This is a genomic window from Virgibacillus sp. LDC-1 (assembly GCF_030137545.1).
Taxonomy (GTDB): Bacteria; Bacillota; Bacilli; order Bacillales; family Amphibacillaceae; genus LDC-1.
Window position 1 is genome coordinate 9,476 of the sequence record NZ_JARUVL010000023.1, and the last position, 19,572, is coordinate 29,047.

Sequence of the window (19,572 nt, forward strand, 5' to 3'; positions counted from 1 at the left end):
ACGACTCTTTCGTTGACCACGGAAGAGTCGTTTTCATTAACAATGGCAAGGCGAAGGTTTAAAAGCCAAAGCCACCCATAAAGCCTCCTAAAAGTGCATCCATGATTGATCCTAAGAAAGAGCGGAGTAACAAAGAAAACACGAGAATGGAGACAAGATAAACACCAATTAAGATGAATATCCGATCAATTCCAACTGCATTCTTTTCAAAAAGAATCATCGTCGGAACCGCAATAATCGGACCTAATATACTAACCATAATTGCCAATATCCCGAAGGAGGTTAGGTTTACTAGTGCTAATAAAAATCCAATGATGAAAAGAAGCATGAATGGTACAAGATAGGCACCATATTTTGCAATTACGTCTTTGACTGTTACGGCTTGTGCGCAAAGCTTACTACCTGCGAAGGTAAGTAGTGCGACAGCTCCAAATAAGATAGCAAATTCCAAGAAAGGAAGTAAAAAGCTTTCTGCAAATGAAGGACCATAAGAACCAAAAGCGGAACGAATTAGGAGAAAGAATCCTAAAGAAATAACCAAAGAATAAAGAACTATGGCAATGATTCCTGAAATCATGGCATTCCCATCAACGCTTTGTGCCGTGCTTGGTCGCTTTACTAATTTGACGAAAAATTGACCAAATGCTGATCCGGCAGCTTTAACATTCTCAACCGATTGATTTGGATTAGACGCTTCCTCGTTAACGGAATTTTCCTGTAAGGGTGTTTCAGTCGGTACAGTGCCACCTATCGTAGGATCAGCAGCTGCAGCAAATTCTTCATTCGCTAATTTTGCACCACACTTCGTACAAAATTTTCCTTGTTCGGTCTCTTGACCGCAATTTGGACAAAACATGTTATGTTTTCCTCCTTATGTAATTTTTGATAACTATCATACATACATTCGACAAAAAAGCTAAAATTCCTTGTTTTACTGCAATTTTTTTCAAACTTTGTGAAAAGACTACTATAAAGTATATGGAACAAGCATCAAAAAAAGAAGAGGGAATTTCCTCTTCTTTTATACGTTACTATTCCGATCTGTTAGTTTTAATTTGATGATTTCTTTTTTGCCTCCACGATATATTTCTATGTTAATTAGATCACCAACTGTAGTCTCAGCGTATAAATACTTGCGCAGCTCTAAAATGGTTGTAACGTTTTCACCGTTTATTTTCGTAATGACATCAAATTGTTGTAAGCCAGCTTCATCTGCTGGTGAACCAGGCTCTACATTTGCAATTACCATTCCACCTTCCACATTTTCTGGTACTTGGACATTTTGACGGTATTGAGGTGGAACCTGATTTAATGGCGCGGTACCAATTCCAATAAACGGTCGGATAACTTTACCGTCTGATTCAAGCTGCTCCATGATTGGTAGTGCTGCATCAACCGGGATAGCAAAGCCGATACCTTCCACTTCCTGACGTGCGATTTTCATTGAGTTAATACCAATGACGTTTCCATTGCCATCAACTAATGCACCACCACTGTTTCCGGGATTAATGGCTGCATCTGTTTGAATAACCTCTGTAATCCAATCAGGCTGTCGATCTCCATTCGTATCAATGCTCACTGAGCGATTCATTCCGCTGACAATTCCTTTCGTAAGTGAATTAGCGAATTCCAACCCAAGTGGATTTCCGATGGCAAGCACAGTGTCTCCCACTTTAACATCCTTTGTGGAACCTAGACTCGCGACGGTATCAATCTTTTCTCCATCCGTTTGTAAAACGGCTAAATCAGACAGTTTATCAGAGCCAAGTACTTTTGCCTTAATCCGTTCGTCATTATGAAGGACAATTTCTACTTCCTGTGCGCCTTCTACGACGTGATGGTTCGTTACAATATAAGCTTTCCCATCTTTCTTTTTATAAATAATTCCAGAGCCTGATCCTGCCTCTTCACTAGGCGTCCAAATATCTTGCTGTTGTAGATTGATAACCCCAACAACTGCATGAGAGGCTTCTTCAATATTTGCCGCTGTTTCAGCGCCATCTGATGCCATTGTTTTAACGATCTCAGGAGAATCAGAAGATGTTGCACCGTTTCCACTATCTTTATTACCGTCCGCTCCAATCGGAATGATTTGGAAAGAAAATAACATGGCAACAATAATAGCAGAGCTAATCCCGCCTACAATTCCACCGATTAAACCAGATTTTCCTCCTCGTATTTTGTTTGTTGGTGTGTAAGTCTCTGAAGCAGGCGCTGGTTCCTTTTTGTTTTCATCCTCGTTTACAGGAGGATGCTCCGTATGTTCTTCTGTTATCGCATTTTGCTCAGTTGGTTGTTGTTCATTTTGATCCATTTGTTTATCACCCTTTATTCTAAAGAATTTGTCATATGTATAATTTACCCATTGTCATTGGGAATGATTTGGGATATATGTGGCATAAATGTGTAAATCTTTTAAATCCCATACGATTGTGCAAAAATAGAGTAAAATGGACGATTATAGGGAGGGATGGCATGTGAACCATCATATTGCTGTTGTTGAAGATGATTCTAATATTCGAAATATCGTTTCAGCTTTCTTAAAAAAAGAGGGTTTTACAGTGACATTATTAGAAACAGCAGAAGAAGGACTTGCCTTATGGAATGCCAATCCACCAGATATGTGGATATTAGATATAATGCTTCCTGGAATGGATGGATATGAGTTTTGTAAAACGATACGTAATCAAAGCGAAGTCCCGATTATTATTATTTCTGCCAAGGATGAAGAGATAGATAAAATTCTTGGCATCGAGCTTGGAGGAGATGATTATTTAACGAAGCCGTTTAGTCCGCGCGAATTAGTTGCACGAGTGAAACGTCTTTTTAAACGATTGGATTCCCCTGCTCTCAATCGAGAAAAGGATCGACTGAAAATCGATGAATTAATGATTGATAAAAATGATCGGCGTGTATTTTGGAAGGAAGAAGAGCAAGAAGTAACGACAAAAGAGTTTGATATGCTTCTTTTGTTTGCGGAAAATGTGAATCGTGCCTTTTCTCGTGAAGAGCTATTAATAAAGGTGTGGGGCGACGATTATTATGGAAGTGATCGAGCGGTTGATGATTTAGTAAAGCGGATAAGAAAGAAATTTGCAGAGATGCCATTAGAAACGGTGTGGGGCTACGGGTATCGTTTGCGACGTAAAGAGGGGTAATCCATGAAACTTCAAGATCAGTTAAACCTTGCATTTACAACATTACTTCTCGTAATTATGACGGTAACAGGGTATGTTATTTATTCCCTAATTCTTGGCCTCTTGATTCAAGATGAGCAACGACAATTAGAGCAAAAAGGTGAGATCTTAGTCAATGTATTGAATGAGCAATTTGGGACTGAAGCCAACAGTCAGCAATTTAATGCATTTTTACAAGAACAGGATCTACAGCTGTTTTTATATAATCGTAAGCAGGATTATATTTTATACTCGACATTGCCAACAGACGTTGCGCGGGGTTTTTTTGTGAATAATAATTTTTCGGATACCGATAAAAATCTATGGGAGCTAGGGAAGGATAAGTACGTAACATCGAGAATAGTCATTTATCCAGAAACGGTAGGCTTAGAGCTAATTTTATTAACGCCGATGAAAGATCTTCAGGCAGTTCAGCATAATTTTATTGTTCGTTTACTTATTGTGTTTTTAATTGGTGCGATGCTTGCTGTACTGTTAAGCTTTTTATTCACAAGAAAGCTTGTCACACCACTATCCCACTTGAAAGCACAACTGAAAAAAATTGAGCAGCGAAAATTTAATGAAGTCCAACCAATTAAGGCAACTGGGGAAATAAACGATGTAGCAAAGGGTGTATATGAAATGGCAGACGAGCTTCAGCGGTATATTAATACCCAGCAAACGTTCTTTCAAAATGCCAGTCATGAATTAAAGACACCGCTTATGACGATACAAGGTTATGCAGAGGGAATTAAAGAACGAGTCTTCGATGAAGCAGAGCAGGAAAAGGGCTTAGAAGTGATGATAACAGAAGTAGGTAGGCTAAAGAAAATTATTAATGAAATGATTTTACTAGCAAAGCTAGAAAGTGAGCAGACAGAATACCAACCAGAAGAAGTGACTGTTCGTAATCTGATGGAGCTTGTGCAGGATCGGGTATTACCTCTTGTTAATGAAAATCATATCTATCTCCAGCTAGAGATAAAGGATGACTTTCAATTACATGCAGATGAAGAAAAACTTCTCCGTGCACTATCGAATCTCGTTGTGAACGGAATTAGACATGCAGAACAGGTTGTTCGAATAACAGCTTTTCGGGATAAACAAACGATGTCTATTGTTGTAGAAGATGATGGAGAAGGGGTGCCAAAGGATTTAGTTCCTCATATTTTCCATCGTTTTGTAAAAGGTAAAGATGGGGAAACAGGTTTAGGCTTACCAATCGCCCGTGCCATTATTGAACAGTCTGGTGGAAGAATCACGCTTACTGCTTCAGAGCTAGGTGGAGCGAAATTCCATGTTTCTTTTCCCGCATCAATTACTAATTAGTAGAAATACCAATATTTATTCATGAAAAGTCCGAAGTTTCACTTTATCTACAAAGTGAATTGTGATATACTATTCTAGTTTGATTCATTCGTATGGAAAGAGGTGCATCACCTTTATGAAACATAGAGAAGATTTACGTAATATTGCTATTATCGCACACGTTGACCACGGGAAAACAACACTTGTTGATCAGTTGCTGAAATATTCGGGAACGTTTCGTGAGAATGAACAGGTGGACGAGCGTGCTATGGATTCCGGCGATATTGAAAGAGAGCGTGGAATTACGATTCTAGCTAAAAATACCGCAATTAAATATAACGATGCAACCATTAACATTCTGGATACACCAGGACATGCCGATTTTGGTGGAGAAGTAGAACGAATTATGAAAATGGTGGATGGGGTTATTTTAGTAGTAGATGCTTATGAAGGAACAATGCCGCAAACGCGTTTTGTATTAAAAAAGGCACTTGAGCAGAAGTTAACTCCAATCGTTGTTTTAAATAAAATTGACCGTCCAAATGCAAGACCAACTGAAGTTATCGATGAAGTACTCGATTTGTTTATCGATCTTGGCGCAGATGATGAACAATTAGAGTTTCCTGTCGTTTATGCTTCTGCATTAAATGGTACGTCTGGCTTGGAGCCTGATGAACAATTAGAAACAATGGATCCAATCTTTACAACGATTTTAAATCATCTACCAGCACCAGTTGATTCCAGAGAAGAGCCACTGCAATTTCAAGTAACTTTGCTGGACTATAATGACTATGTTGGTAGAATTGGAGTTGGCCGTGTGTTTAGAGGGAAAATCCGAGTTGGCCAACAGGTAGTGCTGATGAGAAAAGACGGGTCATCTAAATCATTCCGCATTTCAAAACTGTTTGGTTTCTTAGGGTTAAAACGAATTGAGATTGAGGAAGCGCATGCTGGGGATATTGTTGCCGTTTCAGGAATGGATGATATTAATGTTGGGGAAACAATTTGCCCACAGGAGCATCCGGAGGCATTGCCTTTCTTACGAATCGATGAACCAACATTACAAATGACCTTTGTTGTCAATAATAGTCCATTTGCTGGAAAAGAAGGTAAATTCATCACATCTAGAAAGATTGAAGAACGTCTAATGAAACAGCTTGAAACAGACGTTAGTCTGCGTGTTGAACAAACGGATTCACCAGATGCGTGGGTTGTTTCTGGTCGTGGAGAGCTTCATTTATCAATTCTTGTTGAAAATATGCGACGAGAAGGCTATGAATTACAGCTTTCTAAGCCACAGGTTATTATTAAAGAGATTGATGGTGTGAAGTGTGAACCGGTTGAACGTGTACAGATTGATATTCCGGAAGAATATACGGGCCCTGTCATGGAATCATTAGGATCACGTAAAGGTGAAATGCTAGATATGGTGAACCATGGAAATGGCCAAGTACGTATTGAGTTTAAAGTTCCGTCTCGAGGATTGCTAGGATATTCAACAGAATTCATGACACAAACACATGGCTATGGTATTTTAAACCATACATTTGAAGCCTATGAACCACTTATTAAAGGACAAGTAGGTGGACGTCGTGAAGGTGTGCTTGTTGCATTGGAAAATGGAAAAGCATCCACCTATGGGATTATGCAGCTTGAAGATCGTGGCGTGATTTTCGTAGAACCAGGTACGGAAGTATATGCCGGAATGATTGTCGGAGAGCACAATCGTGAAAACGATCTAACGGTTAATATTACAAAAGAAAAACATTTAACGAATGTTCGTTCTGCGACAAAAGATCAAACGGCAACAATTCGTAAAACAAGATCCATGTCTTTAGAGGAAGCAATTGAATATTTGGATGATGATGAGTACTGTGAAGTTACACCAGAATCCATTCGCTTACGTAAGAAGATATTAAATAAGAGTGAGCGTGAAAAAGCAGCAAAACGAAATAAATTAGGATAATACTTTTTTCATATCCCTTTATAACAGCGAGAAAAACATCGATTGTTTATCTTTCCGTTATAAAGGGATATTTTTTTATATTATTTACTAACATCACCTATGCTACTTATCTCATAATCGCCATTCGAAAGGGGAATATTGTAATGTTCCAGCGTATACAGCTTCTGTTCATGATGGTTATTGTTCTGCTATTATCTGCCTGTGCAAACGAAGAGGATATGGATCCCACTGATGAAAAGGAGGAACTTGTTGCACGCACAAAAGAAGATGTAAGTACTCCCAAGGTGATTGCCGAAAACCTACAAGAACCGTGGGAAATCGCTTTTGTCGGGGAACGAATCTTTGTTAGTGAACGAACAGGAAATATTGTAGCGATTCGGGAGGATAAAGTTCAGCGAAAGCCAGTCAGACTGAATAAGAACTTATCGAATCAACCGGAAGCAGGTTTATTAGGAATTGTCTTTCCCAAGGATTTTGAGAATGTCGCCTTTGCGTATTATTCGTATCAGCGAGATGGTACGTATTTTCAACGGGTAATAACGATTGAAGAAACTGAAAAGGAATGGGCAGAAAGCGAAATATTATTGGACCATATCCCTGGTGGGCAGTTTCACCAGGGAGGACGCCTGAAAATAGGTCCAGACGAAAAGCTCTATGTAACAACGGGAGATGCGACGAATCCTGCACTTTCTCAAGATTTAGACAGCCTTGCTGGAAAAATACTTCGCATGAATGTGGATGGCACGATTCCAGATGATAATCCTTTTTCAAACAGTTATGTTTATTCCTATGGGCATCGGAATCCGCAGGGACTAGCGTGGGATTCAAATGGTAGGTTATTTGCTTCAGAACATGGAGCGAATGCCCATGATGAAATAAATCAAATTAAAGCAGGTGCTAACTACGGCTGGCCTATTATCCAAGGAAGTGAAGAGAAGGATGGCATGATTTCACCAGTGACTCATTCTGGTGAAGAGACGTGGGCTCCATCTGGAATGGACTTTTTTTATGATTCCTTTTATTTCGCTTCTCTACGTGGAGAAGGTGTACGCAAATATGATCCGGAAACAGAAAGGGTGAATCTCGTTATTTCTGAAGTCGGAAGAATACGAGATGTGGATATAACAGAAGCGGGAATATATGTCATTACAAATAATACGGATGGACGAGGTGTGCCATCAGATATGGATGATCGACTCTTATTTTTTGAGTGGAATCCGGAATCATGATAGAAAGCCGAAAAAATGAATTGAAATTAACAACTTCCCTGTTTTGAGAATGTAACAGGGAGGTAGCACCGTTTTGCTCTTGACGATTATATTGATTTATAATGGAAAGCATGCCTAAAAGTAAGCATGCTTTTTTTGTCTTTAAAAATGAAGGGGCGTGTTCGCTGTTCTAATTGCACTGTTGCATGATAAAGCAATAGTCACAAATACTACTGGAAAATGAAAACCTTTACACTTATGTATATACAAGTTATAATAAAAATAAAACATGTATATACAAGATTCCACACATAAAATGGGAGGGATTCCAATGAAGAATAGCAAAAGTATGGAACAAAGTGTTATCTATGCTCCATTAGATGGTGAAATAATCGGACTAGAGAAGGTACCAGATCCAACCTTTGCGGAGAAGATGATGGGGGATGGCATCGCCATTATTCCAAAAAGTGGCGAGGTTGTCGCTCCATTTGATGGAGAAGTCGTTCAGTTATTTCCTACCATGCATGCCATTGGCTTGCGTAATGCACAAGGTGTAGAGCTGTTAGTTCATATCGGTCTGGAAACCGTTGCATTAAATGGGGAAGGCTTTACGAAGCATGTGAGCCAAGGAGATAAAGTAAAAAAGGGCGATTTACTATTATCATTTGACTTAGCTTTTATTAAGGAAAATGCCGCTAGTGATATTACGCCAATAATTTTAACGAATGGGAAGGAAGCTGGAGAAACAATCATAACCTGTGAAACGACAGTAACCGCTGGAACAACCGTATTATTCACGGTTGACAATGCGAATAAAAAAGTAGAGCAAAAGGAAGAAAAGGATACAGCATACAGCAAAGAGGGATTGGACATTATTGCAGCTGTAGGTGGTGAAAACAACATTCATGCGGTCACACATTGTGTAACACGACTTCGCTTTGCATTAGCTGATGAGGAAAAAGTAGATAGAAAAGCCTTAGAAAACATGGACATTGTAAAAGGCTCATTTTCTGCAAATGGGCAATTCCAAGTTGTGATTGGTCAAGGAACAGTTGATAAGGTTTATGCTTCGATGCTTAAGAACAGTAGTTTAAATGAGGCATCGAAGGATGAGGTAAAAGCATTATCTGCGCAAAAACAAAATGTATTGCAGCGAGGAATAAAGATGCTAGCAGACATTTTCATTCCGATTTTGCCTGCAATTGTTACTGCGGGTTTGTTAATGGGGATAAACAACATCCTTTCTAATCCGGGTATTTTTTACGATGGAAAATCGTTTATTGAAGTTCATCAAAATTGGGCCGGACTTGCAGATATGATTAATATTATTGCAAATACTGCTTTTGTATTTTTACCTGGTTTAATTGGCTGGTCGGCAGTGAAACGTTTCGGTGGGAATCCATTGCTCGGAATTGTTTTAGGGCTTATGCTCGTTCATCCCGATTTACTCAATGCCTGGGCGTATGGATCAGCGCTAGAGGCTGGAGAAATACCAACCTGGAATTTGTTTGGCCTAGAAATTAATAAAATCGGCTATCAAGGTCAAGTGCTGCCAGTTCTTATTGCTTCATGGATTTTGGCGAAAACAGAGCTGTTTTTAAAAAGAAAGATTATCGATTCATTACAGTTGTTATTAGTAGCACCTATTGCCTTATTGCTTACCGGATTTTTAACCTTTATCATCATAGGACCTGTTACGTTTACAATTGGCAATTGGATTACGGAAGGACTTGTCTATGTGTTTGATCAATTTGCGATTATTGGTGGTCTTTTATATGGAGCAATCTATGCGCCATTAGTAATAACAGGGATGCATCATACATTTCTAGCTGTTGATTTACAATTGATTGGTAATATAGGTTCGACATTTTTATGGCCGATTTTGGCGCTTTCCAATATTGCACAAGGATCTGCTGCATTAGCCATGATGTTTGCGACGAAAAACGATAAGCTAAAAGGTTTGTCGTTCACCTCTTTTATATCGGCTTGGCTCGGTATTACAGAACCCGCAATGTTTGGTGTGAACCTGCGCTTTAAATATCCATTTATCGCAGCAATTATTGGGTCCGCTATTGCAGGTGCGTTTATAACAATGCAGCATGTGAAAGCAACCTCGATTGGTGTAGGAGGAATACCAGGCATTCTGTCTATTATTCCGGAGGGATGGGCAGCATTTGGAATTGGTATGGCTGTCGTTATTGTTATCCCGTTTGTAATTACGTATGTATATGCATTACGCAAAAAAGATTAGCAAAGAACCAATAAGAAAGCGAGGTGCTATCAAGATGGAGCCGTGGTGGAAGAAGGCAGTAGTCTATCAAATATATCCGAAAAGCTTTAACGATACGACGGGTAATGGAGTAGGAGATATACAAGGAATCATCGCCAAGCTGGATTATATAAAAAAACTTGGAGCAGATGTGATCTGGTTAACGCCAATCTACCAGTCCCCACAAAAAGACAATGGCTATGATATTAGTGACTATTATGCGATTGATCCCGCCTATGGAACAATGGCTGATTTTGAGCAATTGTTAGCAGAAGCGCATAGCCGCGGAATGAAGCTTATTATGGATCTAGTTATTAATCATACGTCTACTTCACATGAATGGTTTAAGCAAGCAGCGGCATCAAAGGATAATCCTTATCGGGACTTTTATATTTGGAAAGACGGAAAGAATGGCAGTGAACCGAACAATTGGCAATCGAAGTTTGGGGGCTCAGCCTGGCAATATGATGCGCGAACAGACCAATATTATTTACACTTATTTGATACAACTCAAGCAGATTTAAATTGGGAAAATAAAGACTTACGAAAAGAACTATACGATATGATGTATTTTTGGGCTGAAAAAGGGATCGATGGCTTTCGGCTAGATGTCATAAATTTAATTTCCAAGCAACAGGACTTTCCTGATGATTGGACTGGTGACGGACGGAAATATTATACAGATGGTCCGAGAATACATGCATTTTTACAAGAGATGAATAAAGAGGTGTTTGCACCAAATGGAATGATGACGGTTGGTGAAATGAGCTCGACGTCACTAGAAAACTGTATCCTTTATACGAATCCAGCTAGAAATGAGCTATCCATGACCTTCCAGTTCCATCATCTTAAAGTAGATTATCCAAATGGAGATAAATGGACAGATGCGCCGTTTGATTTTAAAGCATTAAAGGATATACTATCTCGATGGCAGGTTGGGATGCACGAAGGCAATGGCTGGAATGCGCTGTTTTGGTGTAACCATGATCAACCACGGGTTGTGTCCCGTTTCGGTAATGATGAGCTGTTTCACGAGAAATCAGCAAAAATGCTTGCGACAACATTGCACATGATGAAGGGGACACCATATATTTATCAAGGTGAAGAAATTGGGATGACGAACCCATACTTTGACACGATTGAGGATTATCGTGATGTAGAATCACTCAATGCTTATAAAAGCTTGAAGAAACAAGGGGTTGCTGAAGAAAAAATCATGCGGATTTTAGAGCGGAAATCACGTGATAACGCAAGAACGCCAATGCAATGGAACGAGAATAAAAATGCCGGCTTCTCTCAAAACGAGCCGTGGATTCCCGTAGCTCGTAACTATGAAGCAATTAATGCACAACGTCAGCTTGCAGAAAATGACTCTATCTTCCAGCATTATCGCAAATTAATCGACTTACGGAAAAAATATGATATTATTACGGATGGAGACTATCAACAGTTGCTTAAAGATCATCCAAGCGTGTGGGCTTACGCTCGTAATTGGAAGGATCAATCACTGCTCGTTATTAGTAACTTTTATGATAAACCAGTGCAAATAACGATAGGTGATGGGGAAGCAGAGGTGCTATTATCAAATTACGCGGATTCTCCGAAAACCCTTGGTAGATTGAAGCTTCGACCGTATGAGTCAATTGTTTATTATAAAAATAGTGGGGAAGTCTAGAATGCAGCGGAAATATAATGAAATTTATGAGGATTTAGTTCGGCGAATTCAGGCAAATGAATGGCAAGAAGACAATATGCTTCCGTCTGAAAATGAGCTTTCTGAAATGTATCGTACGTCGAGAGAAACGATAAGAAAAGCCTTAAATTTACTTGTGCAAAACGGTTACATTCAAAAAATACGAGGTAAAGGCTCTGTCATTATTCAATCAAGTATGTTTGATTTTCCAGTGTCGGGAATCGCAAGCTTTAAGGAATTGTCGCAGCAGATGGATTTGCAGGCAACAACGGATGTACATGAATTATCCTTAATTACAGCTGACGAAGATGTTCAAAGAAAGCTGAATGTTACTCCAAAAGCACACGTATGGAAAGTAGTGAGGGTGAGAAACCTTGCTAGTGAGAAGGTGATTTTAGATAAGGACTATCTTGATGCTCGTTATGTCCCAGCGCTAACAAAGTCGATTTGTGAGGATTCGATTTATGATTATCTGGAAAAAGAACTTGGGCTAGTTATTAGTTTTGCTAAAAAAGAAATTATTGTGGAGACACCGACGAAAGAGGATCGAGCATTGCTTGATATGGACGGCTTCTCCAATGTAGTAGTCATACGAAGCTTCGTGTATTTGAATGATGCCAGCTTGTTTCAATATACGGAGTCACGTCATCGCCCAGATAAGTTTCGATTTGTTGATTTTGCCCGCAGAGGTAATCAGTAAAAATACCATCCTGTTACATGGTTATAGCAGGATGGTATTTTTTTATGTTAGCTAAGAAATTATTAATACTGCTTTCTTTCTGTTCTACTTTTTTCTTGCTTCTACTTGAAATATGCGAATAAAAAATATATGCTTATATAAGCATATTATTATATATAGAGGTGGTAAAGTGGTAACTAATCATGGGAATGTAACAGAAACTGCGGTCTTGATGAAATTATTAGGCGATCCTACAAGGCTTGCGATTGTTTCGCTATTGCAGTCAAAAACAAGGTGTGTGTGTGAGCTAGTTGGTGGCTTAGAAATGTCCCAGCCGGCGATTAGTCAGCATTTGCGCAAGCTACGTGATGCAAAGATTGTCAAGGAAGAGCGGCGTGGGCAGTGGAAATATTACAGCTTAAATCCGGATTATGAACAATTTTTATTATTGCAAAAAATTTTAACAGAGGTCTTTATTCCATTAGAAATTAGTGAAAAAATGGATAAGGCTCCAAGCTGCTAGCATATTTTAATGGAGGATTCAGCATGGAAATGACAACGATAGGAGCAAGTTTAATTTTTTTAGTAACCATCGTATTGGTTATTTGGCAACCGAAAAATCTAGGAATTGGTTATACTGCAATTGGTGGCGCTTTATTAGCACTATTACTTGGCGTTGTTTCTTTACAGGATGTGATTGATGTTACGCATATTGTTTGGAACGCAACGTTAGCTTTTGTGGCAATTATCATTATTTCATTAGTATTAGATAAAATTGGCTTCTTCGAATGGGCAGCATTGCATATGGCGCGGTTGGCAAATGGAAGCGGCTTAAAAATGTTTATTTACATTTCTTTCTTAGGTTCTCTCGTTGCAGCATTGTTTGCAAATGATGGAGCAGCACTTATTTTAACACCCATTGTTTTAGCAATGGTCCGAGCGCTTCGATTTAAAGATGTGTTTATCCTGCCGTTTATTATGGCAAGTGGATTTATTGCGGATACAACCTCTTTACCATTTATCGTTAGTAATCTGGTAAATATCGTATCAGCCGATTTTTTTGGGATCGGATTTATAGAATATGCGCGAAGGATGTTCATTCCAAATCTTTTTTCGTTAATATCAAGTATCGTCGTATTATGGTTGTTCTTTAGAAAAGATATCCCGCGCACGTTTGATATAACAGAACTTCCTGAACCGCAAACAGCAATTAAGGATAGAAAGATGTTTCGTATCGCCTGGTTTGTTTTGGGAGTATTATTAGTTGGCTATTTCACAAGTGAGTTTCTTCATATTCCGGTTTCATTTATTGCAGGAGCAGTTGCGCTTGTATTTCTTGTTATTGGAAGGAAAAGTGCGGTGATTTCTCCCGTGAAAATAGTCAAAGAGGCACCATGGGCGATTGTTTTCTTCTCTATTGGAATGTACGTCATTATTTATGGACTCAGGAATGTTGGGTTAACTAATTTTCTAGCAGATTTGATTGATCTTGCTGTAGATCAAGGCTTGTTTATAGCAACGATCTCCATGGGATTCATAGCGGCAATTCTTTCTTCTGTGATGAATAATATGCCAACGGTAATGATTGATGCATTAGCAATTGCCGATTCAAGTGCAACAGGAGTAATAAAAGAAAGTTTAATTTATGCGAATGTGATTGGAAGCGATCTTGGTCCAAAGATTACACCGATTGGATCATTAGCAACCTTACTTTGGTTATATGTATTGAAGACAAAAGGGGTTCACATTTCATGGGGCTATTATTTTAAAGTAGGGATAGTCTTAACGATACCAACATTGTTTATTACCTTAGTAGGGCTGTATTTGACATTTATATTTTAGAAAGGAGTTTTTCATGATGACTCATAAACCAATTCTTTATTTTTTATGCACGGGAAATTCGTGTCGGAGTCAGATTGCTGAAGGCTTTGGCAAGAAGTATCTTGGAGGTAAATGGGATGTTAGTAGTGCTGGAATTGAAGCACATGGCTTAAATAATTGGGCAGTGAAAGTGATGGACGAGGTAGGGATTGATATTTCAAAGCAAACCTCAAACATTATTGACACAGCCATCTTGGAACGCGCTACGTTAATTGTTACCTTGTGTGGGGATGCCAAAGACAACTGTCCGACTGTACCACAAACTGTTAACAAGCAGCATTGGGGATTTGAAGATCCTGCTAAAGCTAAAGGTACCGAAGAGGAGAGATGGCGCGTTTTTCAAAGGGTTCGCGATCAAATTAGTGCACGAATCATAGAGTTCGCTCATACAGGAAAATAACGAGAAATAGAAAACAGCAGTGAATAATCAAATCTTTATTCACTGCTGTTTCATTTTTTTAGGTTCTTTTTCATTTGGAATATATTTTGTAAAATACGCTGCGAAAATTAGACTAATCACTGCTAAGCCCCAAGTGGCAATGCCACCCCATCGGAAATCAAGGCGAAGACCGACAAATAGGATAATTGCAGTTAGTAATAGAAAAATCGATGTTAAATAGCGTTTCATCATGACTGACACCTCTGAGGCGAAATTAATCGAATTTGAAAAGGGGATTGCTTTATTTATAACATAAAAAAGCGAATGTTAAAATAGGCTGCTTCCCCTTTTCTACGAGGGTGAGTTTACTAGTGTCCTGCTACATCTCTTTTCTTAAATACAATCCATGAAATCGCCATGAAAATAATGTAATATACAAGTAATACTGTAATGGAGAAGGAGAGTGTCATTCCTTCTATCCATGGTGTTCCGCTAGCATATTGCTTTAAATCCGTATTGGCGAACAAAATATACTTTGCCCAATCACGATCTGAGAAAAAGGCAACAATGGTATTACCAGACATCATGAGGAAAATGGCTACCCCGATTGCAAGTGCACTATTTCGGAAAACAACGGAAATCATGAATGCGAATGTTGTCATCATTACAAGATTTACGATGCTATATCCGTATGCTGAGAAAACTTCTGAAACCATCGAAACGTCTGTGAAGGCACTATTTTTTTCTATGACGATGGACGGGTTAATGCCCTCAAAGCCAAAGAAAACACCTCCGACTAGTAAGGAGACAACGTATACAAAAATCAATGTAAACAAAGCGAATAACAGCACAGATACATATTTTGATAGTAAAACGACTGAACGAGAAATAGGGCGAATGAGTAAAAGCTTAATTGTTCCCCATCTAAATTCATTTGCCACGATTCCAGCAGCAATGATGATTGTTAACAAGCTAACAACAGACAGGAGCATCGCGTTGTCTAATACAAACTGCCAAGCACCATAGCTATGTGGTTGGATATCGTTTTCTAAATAGTAGTTATTTTTTTCAATCTCCGTCATGTTAAATTGGAGGTAACTATCATCTTCCGTAACTTCCTGATCGTTTTCCTTCATCTCTTGCGTGTACGTATCATTATCCTGCTGCAAAAGTTTGTTTTCTTCTTCAAGCACTTCGCGCCAGTTATCATCGGTATACTTATTTGGTTCGTCAAACGAGTTTGTTAAGGCTGCATTTCCAATAATTAATCCCGCTAAAATAATGTACATAATCCAGGTTGATTTCCGTATATATATTTTAAATTGTTCATTAAATACTAGTTTAAAAAATCTACTCAATCGTATTCTCTCCAATCAAATTAAAGAATTTATCCTCCAGAGTCACTTTCGATACACCAACCTGATAGATTGCAATCTGATGCTTTACTAGTGTTTCAATAAGCTTTGGAATCGCTTCTTTGCTACTGCGGAAGGATATCATGTTATCGTTACGTACGGCCTCTATCTCATGATTTGTTCGAAGTAGATTTATTGCCTTATCGACCGGCGTAGCTTCTATTTGTACTTGCTCCAATGCTACCTCTTGATTGCTAGCTTCTACATTTTCACGAACAGCTTGAATGGCAATCAATTCTCCATTTTTAATAATTCCAATCCGGTCACACATTTGTTCAATTTCAGATAGAAGGTGACTGGATATTATAACAGCTACGTGTTCTTCTAGTGCTATTTTACGAATATACTCACGAATTTCACGAATACCTGCTGGATCCAATCCATTGGTGGGCTCATCTAAGATTAATACAGAAGGCTTATGTAATAGGGCTTGTGCAATGCCAAGTCGTTGGCGCATCCCTAATGAATATCTACCAACCTTTTCTTTGATTGGTTTTTCTAATCCAACAAGATGGATAACCTCTTTGACGCGTTCTTTCGTTATGCCGGGTGTCATCCGAGCGTAGTGCATTAAATTTTGCCAGCCTGTCATGAAGGGATACATTTCTGGATTTTCAACAATTGCTCCTACTTCACGAACAGCCTTACTAAAATCGGTTTTAATACTATTTCCAAGGATACGAACATCCCCATCGGTAATGCTCATTAATCCAACCATCATTCGAATAGTAGTCGTTTTTCCTGCACCATTTGGTCCGATAAAACCAAATACTTCTCCTTTCTGAATGGAGAAAGATAGTCCTTTGATGATCTCTTTGTTTCCGATTGTTTTCTTTAAATCAATTAGTTCCATTGCTGCTACCAAAATAATCCCCCCGATTTAGTTTGCTAGCTACTTATACGAAGGGACTAGCAGGAAGGTTTCATTGAATTGGAAAATGTGGAAATGAGCTGGATAGATGAAGGTGAGAGTTGTATACTGAAAATACAGAATATACATGAAGGAGTGGCGGGATGCGAGAGGTAGTTATTGTAGATGGATGCCGAACTGCTGTCGGTAGAAGAAAGGGTGTCTTCGCTAATTATCGGGCAGATGACCTTGCGGCTATTGTGATAGATGAATTAATGAGTCGAACAAAAGTAGAAAAATCAATCGTGGATGATGTCATTTTAGGCTGTGTGACGCAAGCAGAGGAACAAGCAGGGAACATTGCTAGAACAGCAGCATTAATTGCTGGTTTTCCTACTTATGTTCCGGGGGTAACAATCGATAGACAATGTGGTTCAAGCCAACAGGCAGTTCATTTTGGTGCACAAGCGATTGCTTCTGGAGATATGGAGGTTGTCGTAGCAGGTGGTGTTGAAAGCATGACAAGAGTACCGATGCTTTCGAATATGAAGCACACAAAACCAAGTTCAAAGCTTGTTGAAAAATATGATATTGTACATCAAGGGATCGCAGCAGAAAAAATAGCGCAGCATTGGGGTTTTACGCGTGCTCAATTAGATAACTATGCATTAAATAGCCATTATCGTGCACTTCAGGCACTTGAGGAAGGACGCTTTCAACAAGAAGTGCTGCCAATTTCTACGGAGAACGGCGAGGGAGAAACAATCGTTGTTGATCAGGATGAGGGGCCGAGGAAGGATACAACATTAGCTGCACTTGCCGCTTTATCGCCGGCATTTCAAGCCGGTGGTAAGATTACAGCAGGCAATTCAAGTCAGATGAGTGATGGAGCGAGTACCGTATTATTAATGTCACAGAATAAAGCAACAGAGCTACAGCTTAAACCAAAGGTGCGCATTGTGGCACGCGCCGTTGTCGGTTCTGATCCAACGTTGATGCTTACAGGTCCTATCGAAGCGACAAAAAAAGTGTTAAAAAAAGCCGGATTATCGATCGAACAAATGGATCGATATGAGGTGAATGAAGCTTTTGCTTCTGTTCCCCTTGCATGGTTACAAGAAACTGGTGCAGATCCAGAAAAGCTTAATGTAAACGGAGGAGCTATCGCATTAGGGCATCCATTAGGAGCAACAGGAACAAAGCTACTTCTTTCATTGATTTATGAGCTGGAACGTATAAATGGTCAGTATGGACTTTTAACGATTTGCGAAGGAATGGGGATGGCAAACGCAACGATTATTGAGCGTATTGCTTATTAATGTTAGGAGGAGAAGAAATCGAAGGGATATCGTACATTCGATTTGACTATTAGAATAATTAACGGTGTGTCATGCTTTGGTATGATATGATGAAGAAAAAAGTGGGGAAAAGTATGCGGAACTGGGGAACGCTTATTATAATATGCTTGTTGATTGGATCGTTGCTAGTAGGCTGCTCATGGAACAATGACACAGCGAAAGAGAATAAAACAGTAAGCAATAACCAAGAAAAACCGGTGAATACGAGAGAGGAAAAGCAAGTGCCGGCTCAAGAAATCACGTTAGCTGCAATCGGTGACATGCTAATCCATGAAGCGGTTTATGTCGATGCAAAGCAGCAAAAAGGCTATGATTTTAAATCAATGCTTGCGAATGTAAAGCCTTTTTTAGCGGAAACGACTGTTAGTATAGCAAATCAAGAAACGATGATTGGTGGCGAAGCGATTGGGCTGTCAACCTATCCTTCATTTAATAGCCCTTATGAAGTAGGCGATGCGTTAAAGGATGCAGGAGTGGATGTTGTTTCCATTGCCAATAATCATACGCTTGACCGTGGCGAAAAAGCAATTCAAAATGCAATCAAGCATTGGGAAGCTATTGATATGATGTATACTGGCGCATATCGTAATAAACAAGACCGGGACACCATTCGTGTATATGAAACAGAAGAAGGAATATCGCTAGCTTTTTTATCTTATACGTATGGAACAAATGGTATCCCTGTGCCAAACGGAAAGGATTATTTAGTTAATTTAATTCATCAGGACATGATTGCAAGTGAAATTACAGAAGCGAAGAAAAAAGCCGATGTAATTGTCCTTAGTCTGCATTTTGGAAATGAGTATGAAAGAATGCCAAGTGACGCACAAAAGCAAATTGTTCAATACGCAGCGGACCAAGGTGTCCATGTTGTAATTGGCCACCATCCACATGTCCTACAACCCATGGAGTGGGTGAAAGGAAAAGATGGTAACCGTACATTTGTCGCTTATTCGTTAGGAAACTTTTTATCAGGTCAAGACGAATTCTATCGCCGTATTGGAGGGATTGTTCAATTAACCATCACAAAAAAAGTGAACGGTACGAACGATGAAATTGAGCTTAGCCAGCCAACATTTATTCCGACCTTTGTTAAATTTGAGAATGACGCTAACTTTGAGGTGGTGCCGATGTATCAATTGCATAATGACGAGCTTGCAGGGGCAAAAAAGCATTATGCTGAAATTAAAAAGCATCTTTCACAATGGATGCCAGAGCTTGAATTTAAGGAAGAGTAAAAGGAGAATCGAAAAATAGGGTGGAAAGTGATGTGAACCCCTAGAGTTAGACCAAAAAATCTAACACTAGGGGTGTTTTAGTATGGCAAAGTATGACTTGGCTTTTAAGCTAGCGGTGGTACAAGCTTATTTAGCAGGAGAAGGAGGTTATT

At 39.2% G+C, this 19,572-nt stretch carries 17 protein-coding genes; 12 read left to right on the forward strand and 5 right to left on the reverse strand.

The window, feature by feature from the left end; genetic code table 11:
• Positions 1-58: 58 nt before the first annotated feature.
• Both QBK89_RS14040 and QBK89_RS14045 read right to left on the reverse strand, forming a co-directional pair.
• Positions 59-856 carry a zinc ribbon domain-containing protein gene (locus QBK89_RS14040; protein ID WP_284141686.1) on the reverse strand — a complete coding sequence of 266 codons (798 nt, stop codon included), beginning with the start codon at positions 854-856 and terminating at the stop codon, positions 59-61.
• A gap of 165 nt (positions 857-1,021) precedes the next feature.
• On the reverse strand, positions 1,022-2,314 hold the full coding sequence (locus tag QBK89_RS14045; RefSeq protein ID WP_284141687.1) for a S1C family serine protease: 1,293 nt from the start codon (positions 2,312-2,314) through the stop codon (positions 1,022-1,024).
• 163 nt (positions 2,315-2,477) lie between these two features.
• On the opposite strand from QBK89_RS14045, the gene QBK89_RS14050 reads away from it, so the two are divergent.
• The 10 genes from QBK89_RS14050 (at position 2,478) to arsC (ending at position 14,580) form a co-directional block, all read left to right on the forward strand.
• Positions 2,478-3,158: a response regulator transcription factor gene (locus QBK89_RS14050; protein ID WP_284141688.1), complete on the forward strand. Its 681-nt coding sequence runs from the start codon at positions 2,478-2,480 to the stop codon at positions 3,156-3,158.
• A 3-nt stretch (positions 3,159-3,161) separates the two neighbouring features.
• Positions 3,162-4,505 carry a sensor histidine kinase gene (locus tag QBK89_RS14055; RefSeq protein ID WP_284141689.1) on the forward strand — a complete coding sequence of 448 codons (1,344 nt, stop codon included), beginning with the start codon at positions 3,162-3,164 and terminating at the stop codon, positions 4,503-4,505.
• Between the two features lie 115 nt (positions 4,506-4,620).
• On the forward strand, positions 4,621-6,450 hold the full coding sequence (typA, locus tag QBK89_RS14060) for a translational GTPase TypA (protein ID WP_284141690.1): 1,830 nt from the start codon (positions 4,621-4,623) through the stop codon (positions 6,448-6,450).
• 143 nt (positions 6,451-6,593) lie between these two features.
• Positions 6,594-7,679 (forward strand): PQQ-dependent sugar dehydrogenase, encoded by a 1,086-nt coding sequence (locus QBK89_RS14065; RefSeq protein ID WP_284141691.1) that lies wholly within the window; start codon positions 6,594-6,596, stop codon positions 7,677-7,679.
• Positions 7,680-7,989: 310 nt separating this feature from the next.
• Positions 7,990-9,909 (forward strand): PTS system trehalose-specific EIIBC component, encoded by a 1,920-nt coding sequence (treP, locus tag QBK89_RS14070; protein ID WP_284141692.1) that lies wholly within the window; start codon positions 7,990-7,992, stop codon positions 9,907-9,909.
• A gap of 34 nt (positions 9,910-9,943) precedes the next feature.
• Positions 9,944-11,602, forward strand: coding sequence for an alpha,alpha-phosphotrehalase (treC, locus tag QBK89_RS14075; protein ID WP_284141693.1), 1,659 nt, complete (start codon positions 9,944-9,946; stop codon positions 11,600-11,602).
• 1 nt (position 11,603) lies between these two features.
• Positions 11,604-12,320 carry a trehalose operon repressor gene (gene treR / locus QBK89_RS14080; protein WP_284141694.1) on the forward strand — a complete coding sequence of 239 codons (717 nt, stop codon included), beginning with the start codon at positions 11,604-11,606 and terminating at the stop codon, positions 12,318-12,320.
• A 169-nt stretch (positions 12,321-12,489) separates the two neighbouring features.
• Positions 12,490-12,822, forward strand: a complete 333-nt coding sequence (locus QBK89_RS14085) for an ArsR/SmtB family transcription factor (protein ID WP_284141695.1) — start codon at positions 12,490-12,492, stop codon at positions 12,820-12,822.
• A gap of 23 nt (positions 12,823-12,845) precedes the next feature.
• The gene (locus QBK89_RS14090) at positions 12,846-14,141 is read left to right on the forward strand and encodes an arsenic transporter (protein ID WP_481937841.1); all 1,296 of its coding nucleotides are present in this window, start codon (positions 12,846-12,848) and stop codon (positions 14,139-14,141) included.
• A gap of 16 nt (positions 14,142-14,157) precedes the next feature.
• The gene (gene arsC, locus QBK89_RS14095; RefSeq protein WP_284141701.1) at positions 14,158-14,580 is read left to right on the forward strand and encodes an arsenate reductase (thioredoxin); all 423 of its coding nucleotides are present in this window, start codon (positions 14,158-14,160) and stop codon (positions 14,578-14,580) included.
• Positions 14,581-14,619: 39 nt separating this feature from the next.
• Here arsC and QBK89_RS14100 read toward each other — a convergent pair whose 3' ends face one another.
• From QBK89_RS14100 to QBK89_RS14110, 3 genes are all read right to left on the reverse strand, one after another.
• Positions 14,620-14,811, reverse strand: coding sequence for a hypothetical protein (locus QBK89_RS14100; protein ID WP_284141696.1), 192 nt, complete (start codon positions 14,809-14,811; stop codon positions 14,620-14,622).
• A 116-nt stretch (positions 14,812-14,927) separates the two neighbouring features.
• A complete protein-coding gene (locus tag QBK89_RS14105) occupies positions 14,928-15,917 on the reverse strand; it encodes an ABC transporter permease subunit (protein ID WP_284141697.1) in 990 nt (329 codons plus the stop codon).
• On the reverse strand, positions 15,910-16,842 hold the full coding sequence (locus QBK89_RS14110) for an ABC transporter ATP-binding protein (protein WP_284141702.1): 933 nt from the start codon (positions 16,840-16,842) through the stop codon (positions 15,910-15,912). Before QBK89_RS14110 ends, QBK89_RS14105 begins: the two co-directional genes overlap by 8 nt.
• Before the next feature lie 146 nt (positions 16,843-16,988).
• Here QBK89_RS14110 and QBK89_RS14115 point away from each other — a divergent pair, with 146 nt between their 5' ends.
• Together QBK89_RS14115 and QBK89_RS14120 are read left to right on the forward strand one after the other, a co-directional pair.
• Positions 16,989-18,143: a thiolase family protein gene (locus tag QBK89_RS14115; protein WP_284141698.1), complete on the forward strand. Its 1,155-nt coding sequence runs from the start codon at positions 16,989-16,991 to the stop codon at positions 18,141-18,143.
• Positions 18,144-18,256: 113 nt separating this feature from the next.
• Positions 18,257-19,420, forward strand: coding sequence for a CapA family protein (locus QBK89_RS14120; RefSeq protein WP_284141699.1), 1,164 nt, complete (start codon positions 18,257-18,259; stop codon positions 19,418-19,420).
• Positions 19,421-19,572: the final 152 nt, after the last annotated feature.

Bases quoted from the DNA above. Each gene is read 5' to 3' on its own strand.
- QBK89_RS14040 (WP_284141686.1), bottom strand. From the start codon at position 856: ATGTTTTGTCCAAATTGCGGTCAAGAGACCGAACAAGGAAAATTTTGT.
- QBK89_RS14045 (WP_284141687.1), bottom strand. From the start codon at position 2,314: ATGGATCAAAATGAACAACAACCAACTGAGCAAAATGCGATAACAGAA.
- QBK89_RS14055 (WP_284141689.1), top strand. From the start codon at position 3,162: ATGAAACTTCAAGATCAGTTAAACCTTGCATTTACAACATTACTTCTC.
- typA (WP_284141690.1), top strand. From the start codon at position 4,621: ATGAAACATAGAGAAGATTTACGTAATATTGCTATTATCGCACACGTT.
- QBK89_RS14065 (WP_284141691.1), top strand. From the start codon at position 6,594: ATGTTCCAGCGTATACAGCTTCTGTTCATGATGGTTATTGTTCTGCTA.
- treP (WP_284141692.1), top strand. From the start codon at position 7,990: ATGAAGAATAGCAAAAGTATGGAACAAAGTGTTATCTATGCTCCATTA.
- treC (WP_284141693.1), top strand. From the start codon at position 9,944: ATGGAGCCGTGGTGGAAGAAGGCAGTAGTCTATCAAATATATCCGAAA.
- treR (WP_284141694.1), top strand. From the start codon at position 11,604: ATGCAGCGGAAATATAATGAAATTTATGAGGATTTAGTTCGGCGAATT.
- QBK89_RS14090 (WP_481937841.1), top strand. From the start codon at position 12,846: ATGGAAATGACAACGATAGGAGCAAGTTTAATTTTTTTAGTAACCATC.
- arsC (WP_284141701.1), top strand. From the start codon at position 14,158: ATGACTCATAAACCAATTCTTTATTTTTTATGCACGGGAAATTCGTGT.
- QBK89_RS14100 (WP_284141696.1), bottom strand. From the start codon at position 14,811: ATGATGAAACGCTATTTAACATCGATTTTTCTATTACTAACTGCAATT.
- QBK89_RS14115 (WP_284141698.1), top strand. From the start codon at position 16,989: ATGCGAGAGGTAGTTATTGTAGATGGATGCCGAACTGCTGTCGGTAGA.
- QBK89_RS14120 (WP_284141699.1), top strand. From the start codon at position 18,257: ATGCGGAACTGGGGAACGCTTATTATAATATGCTTGTTGATTGGATCG.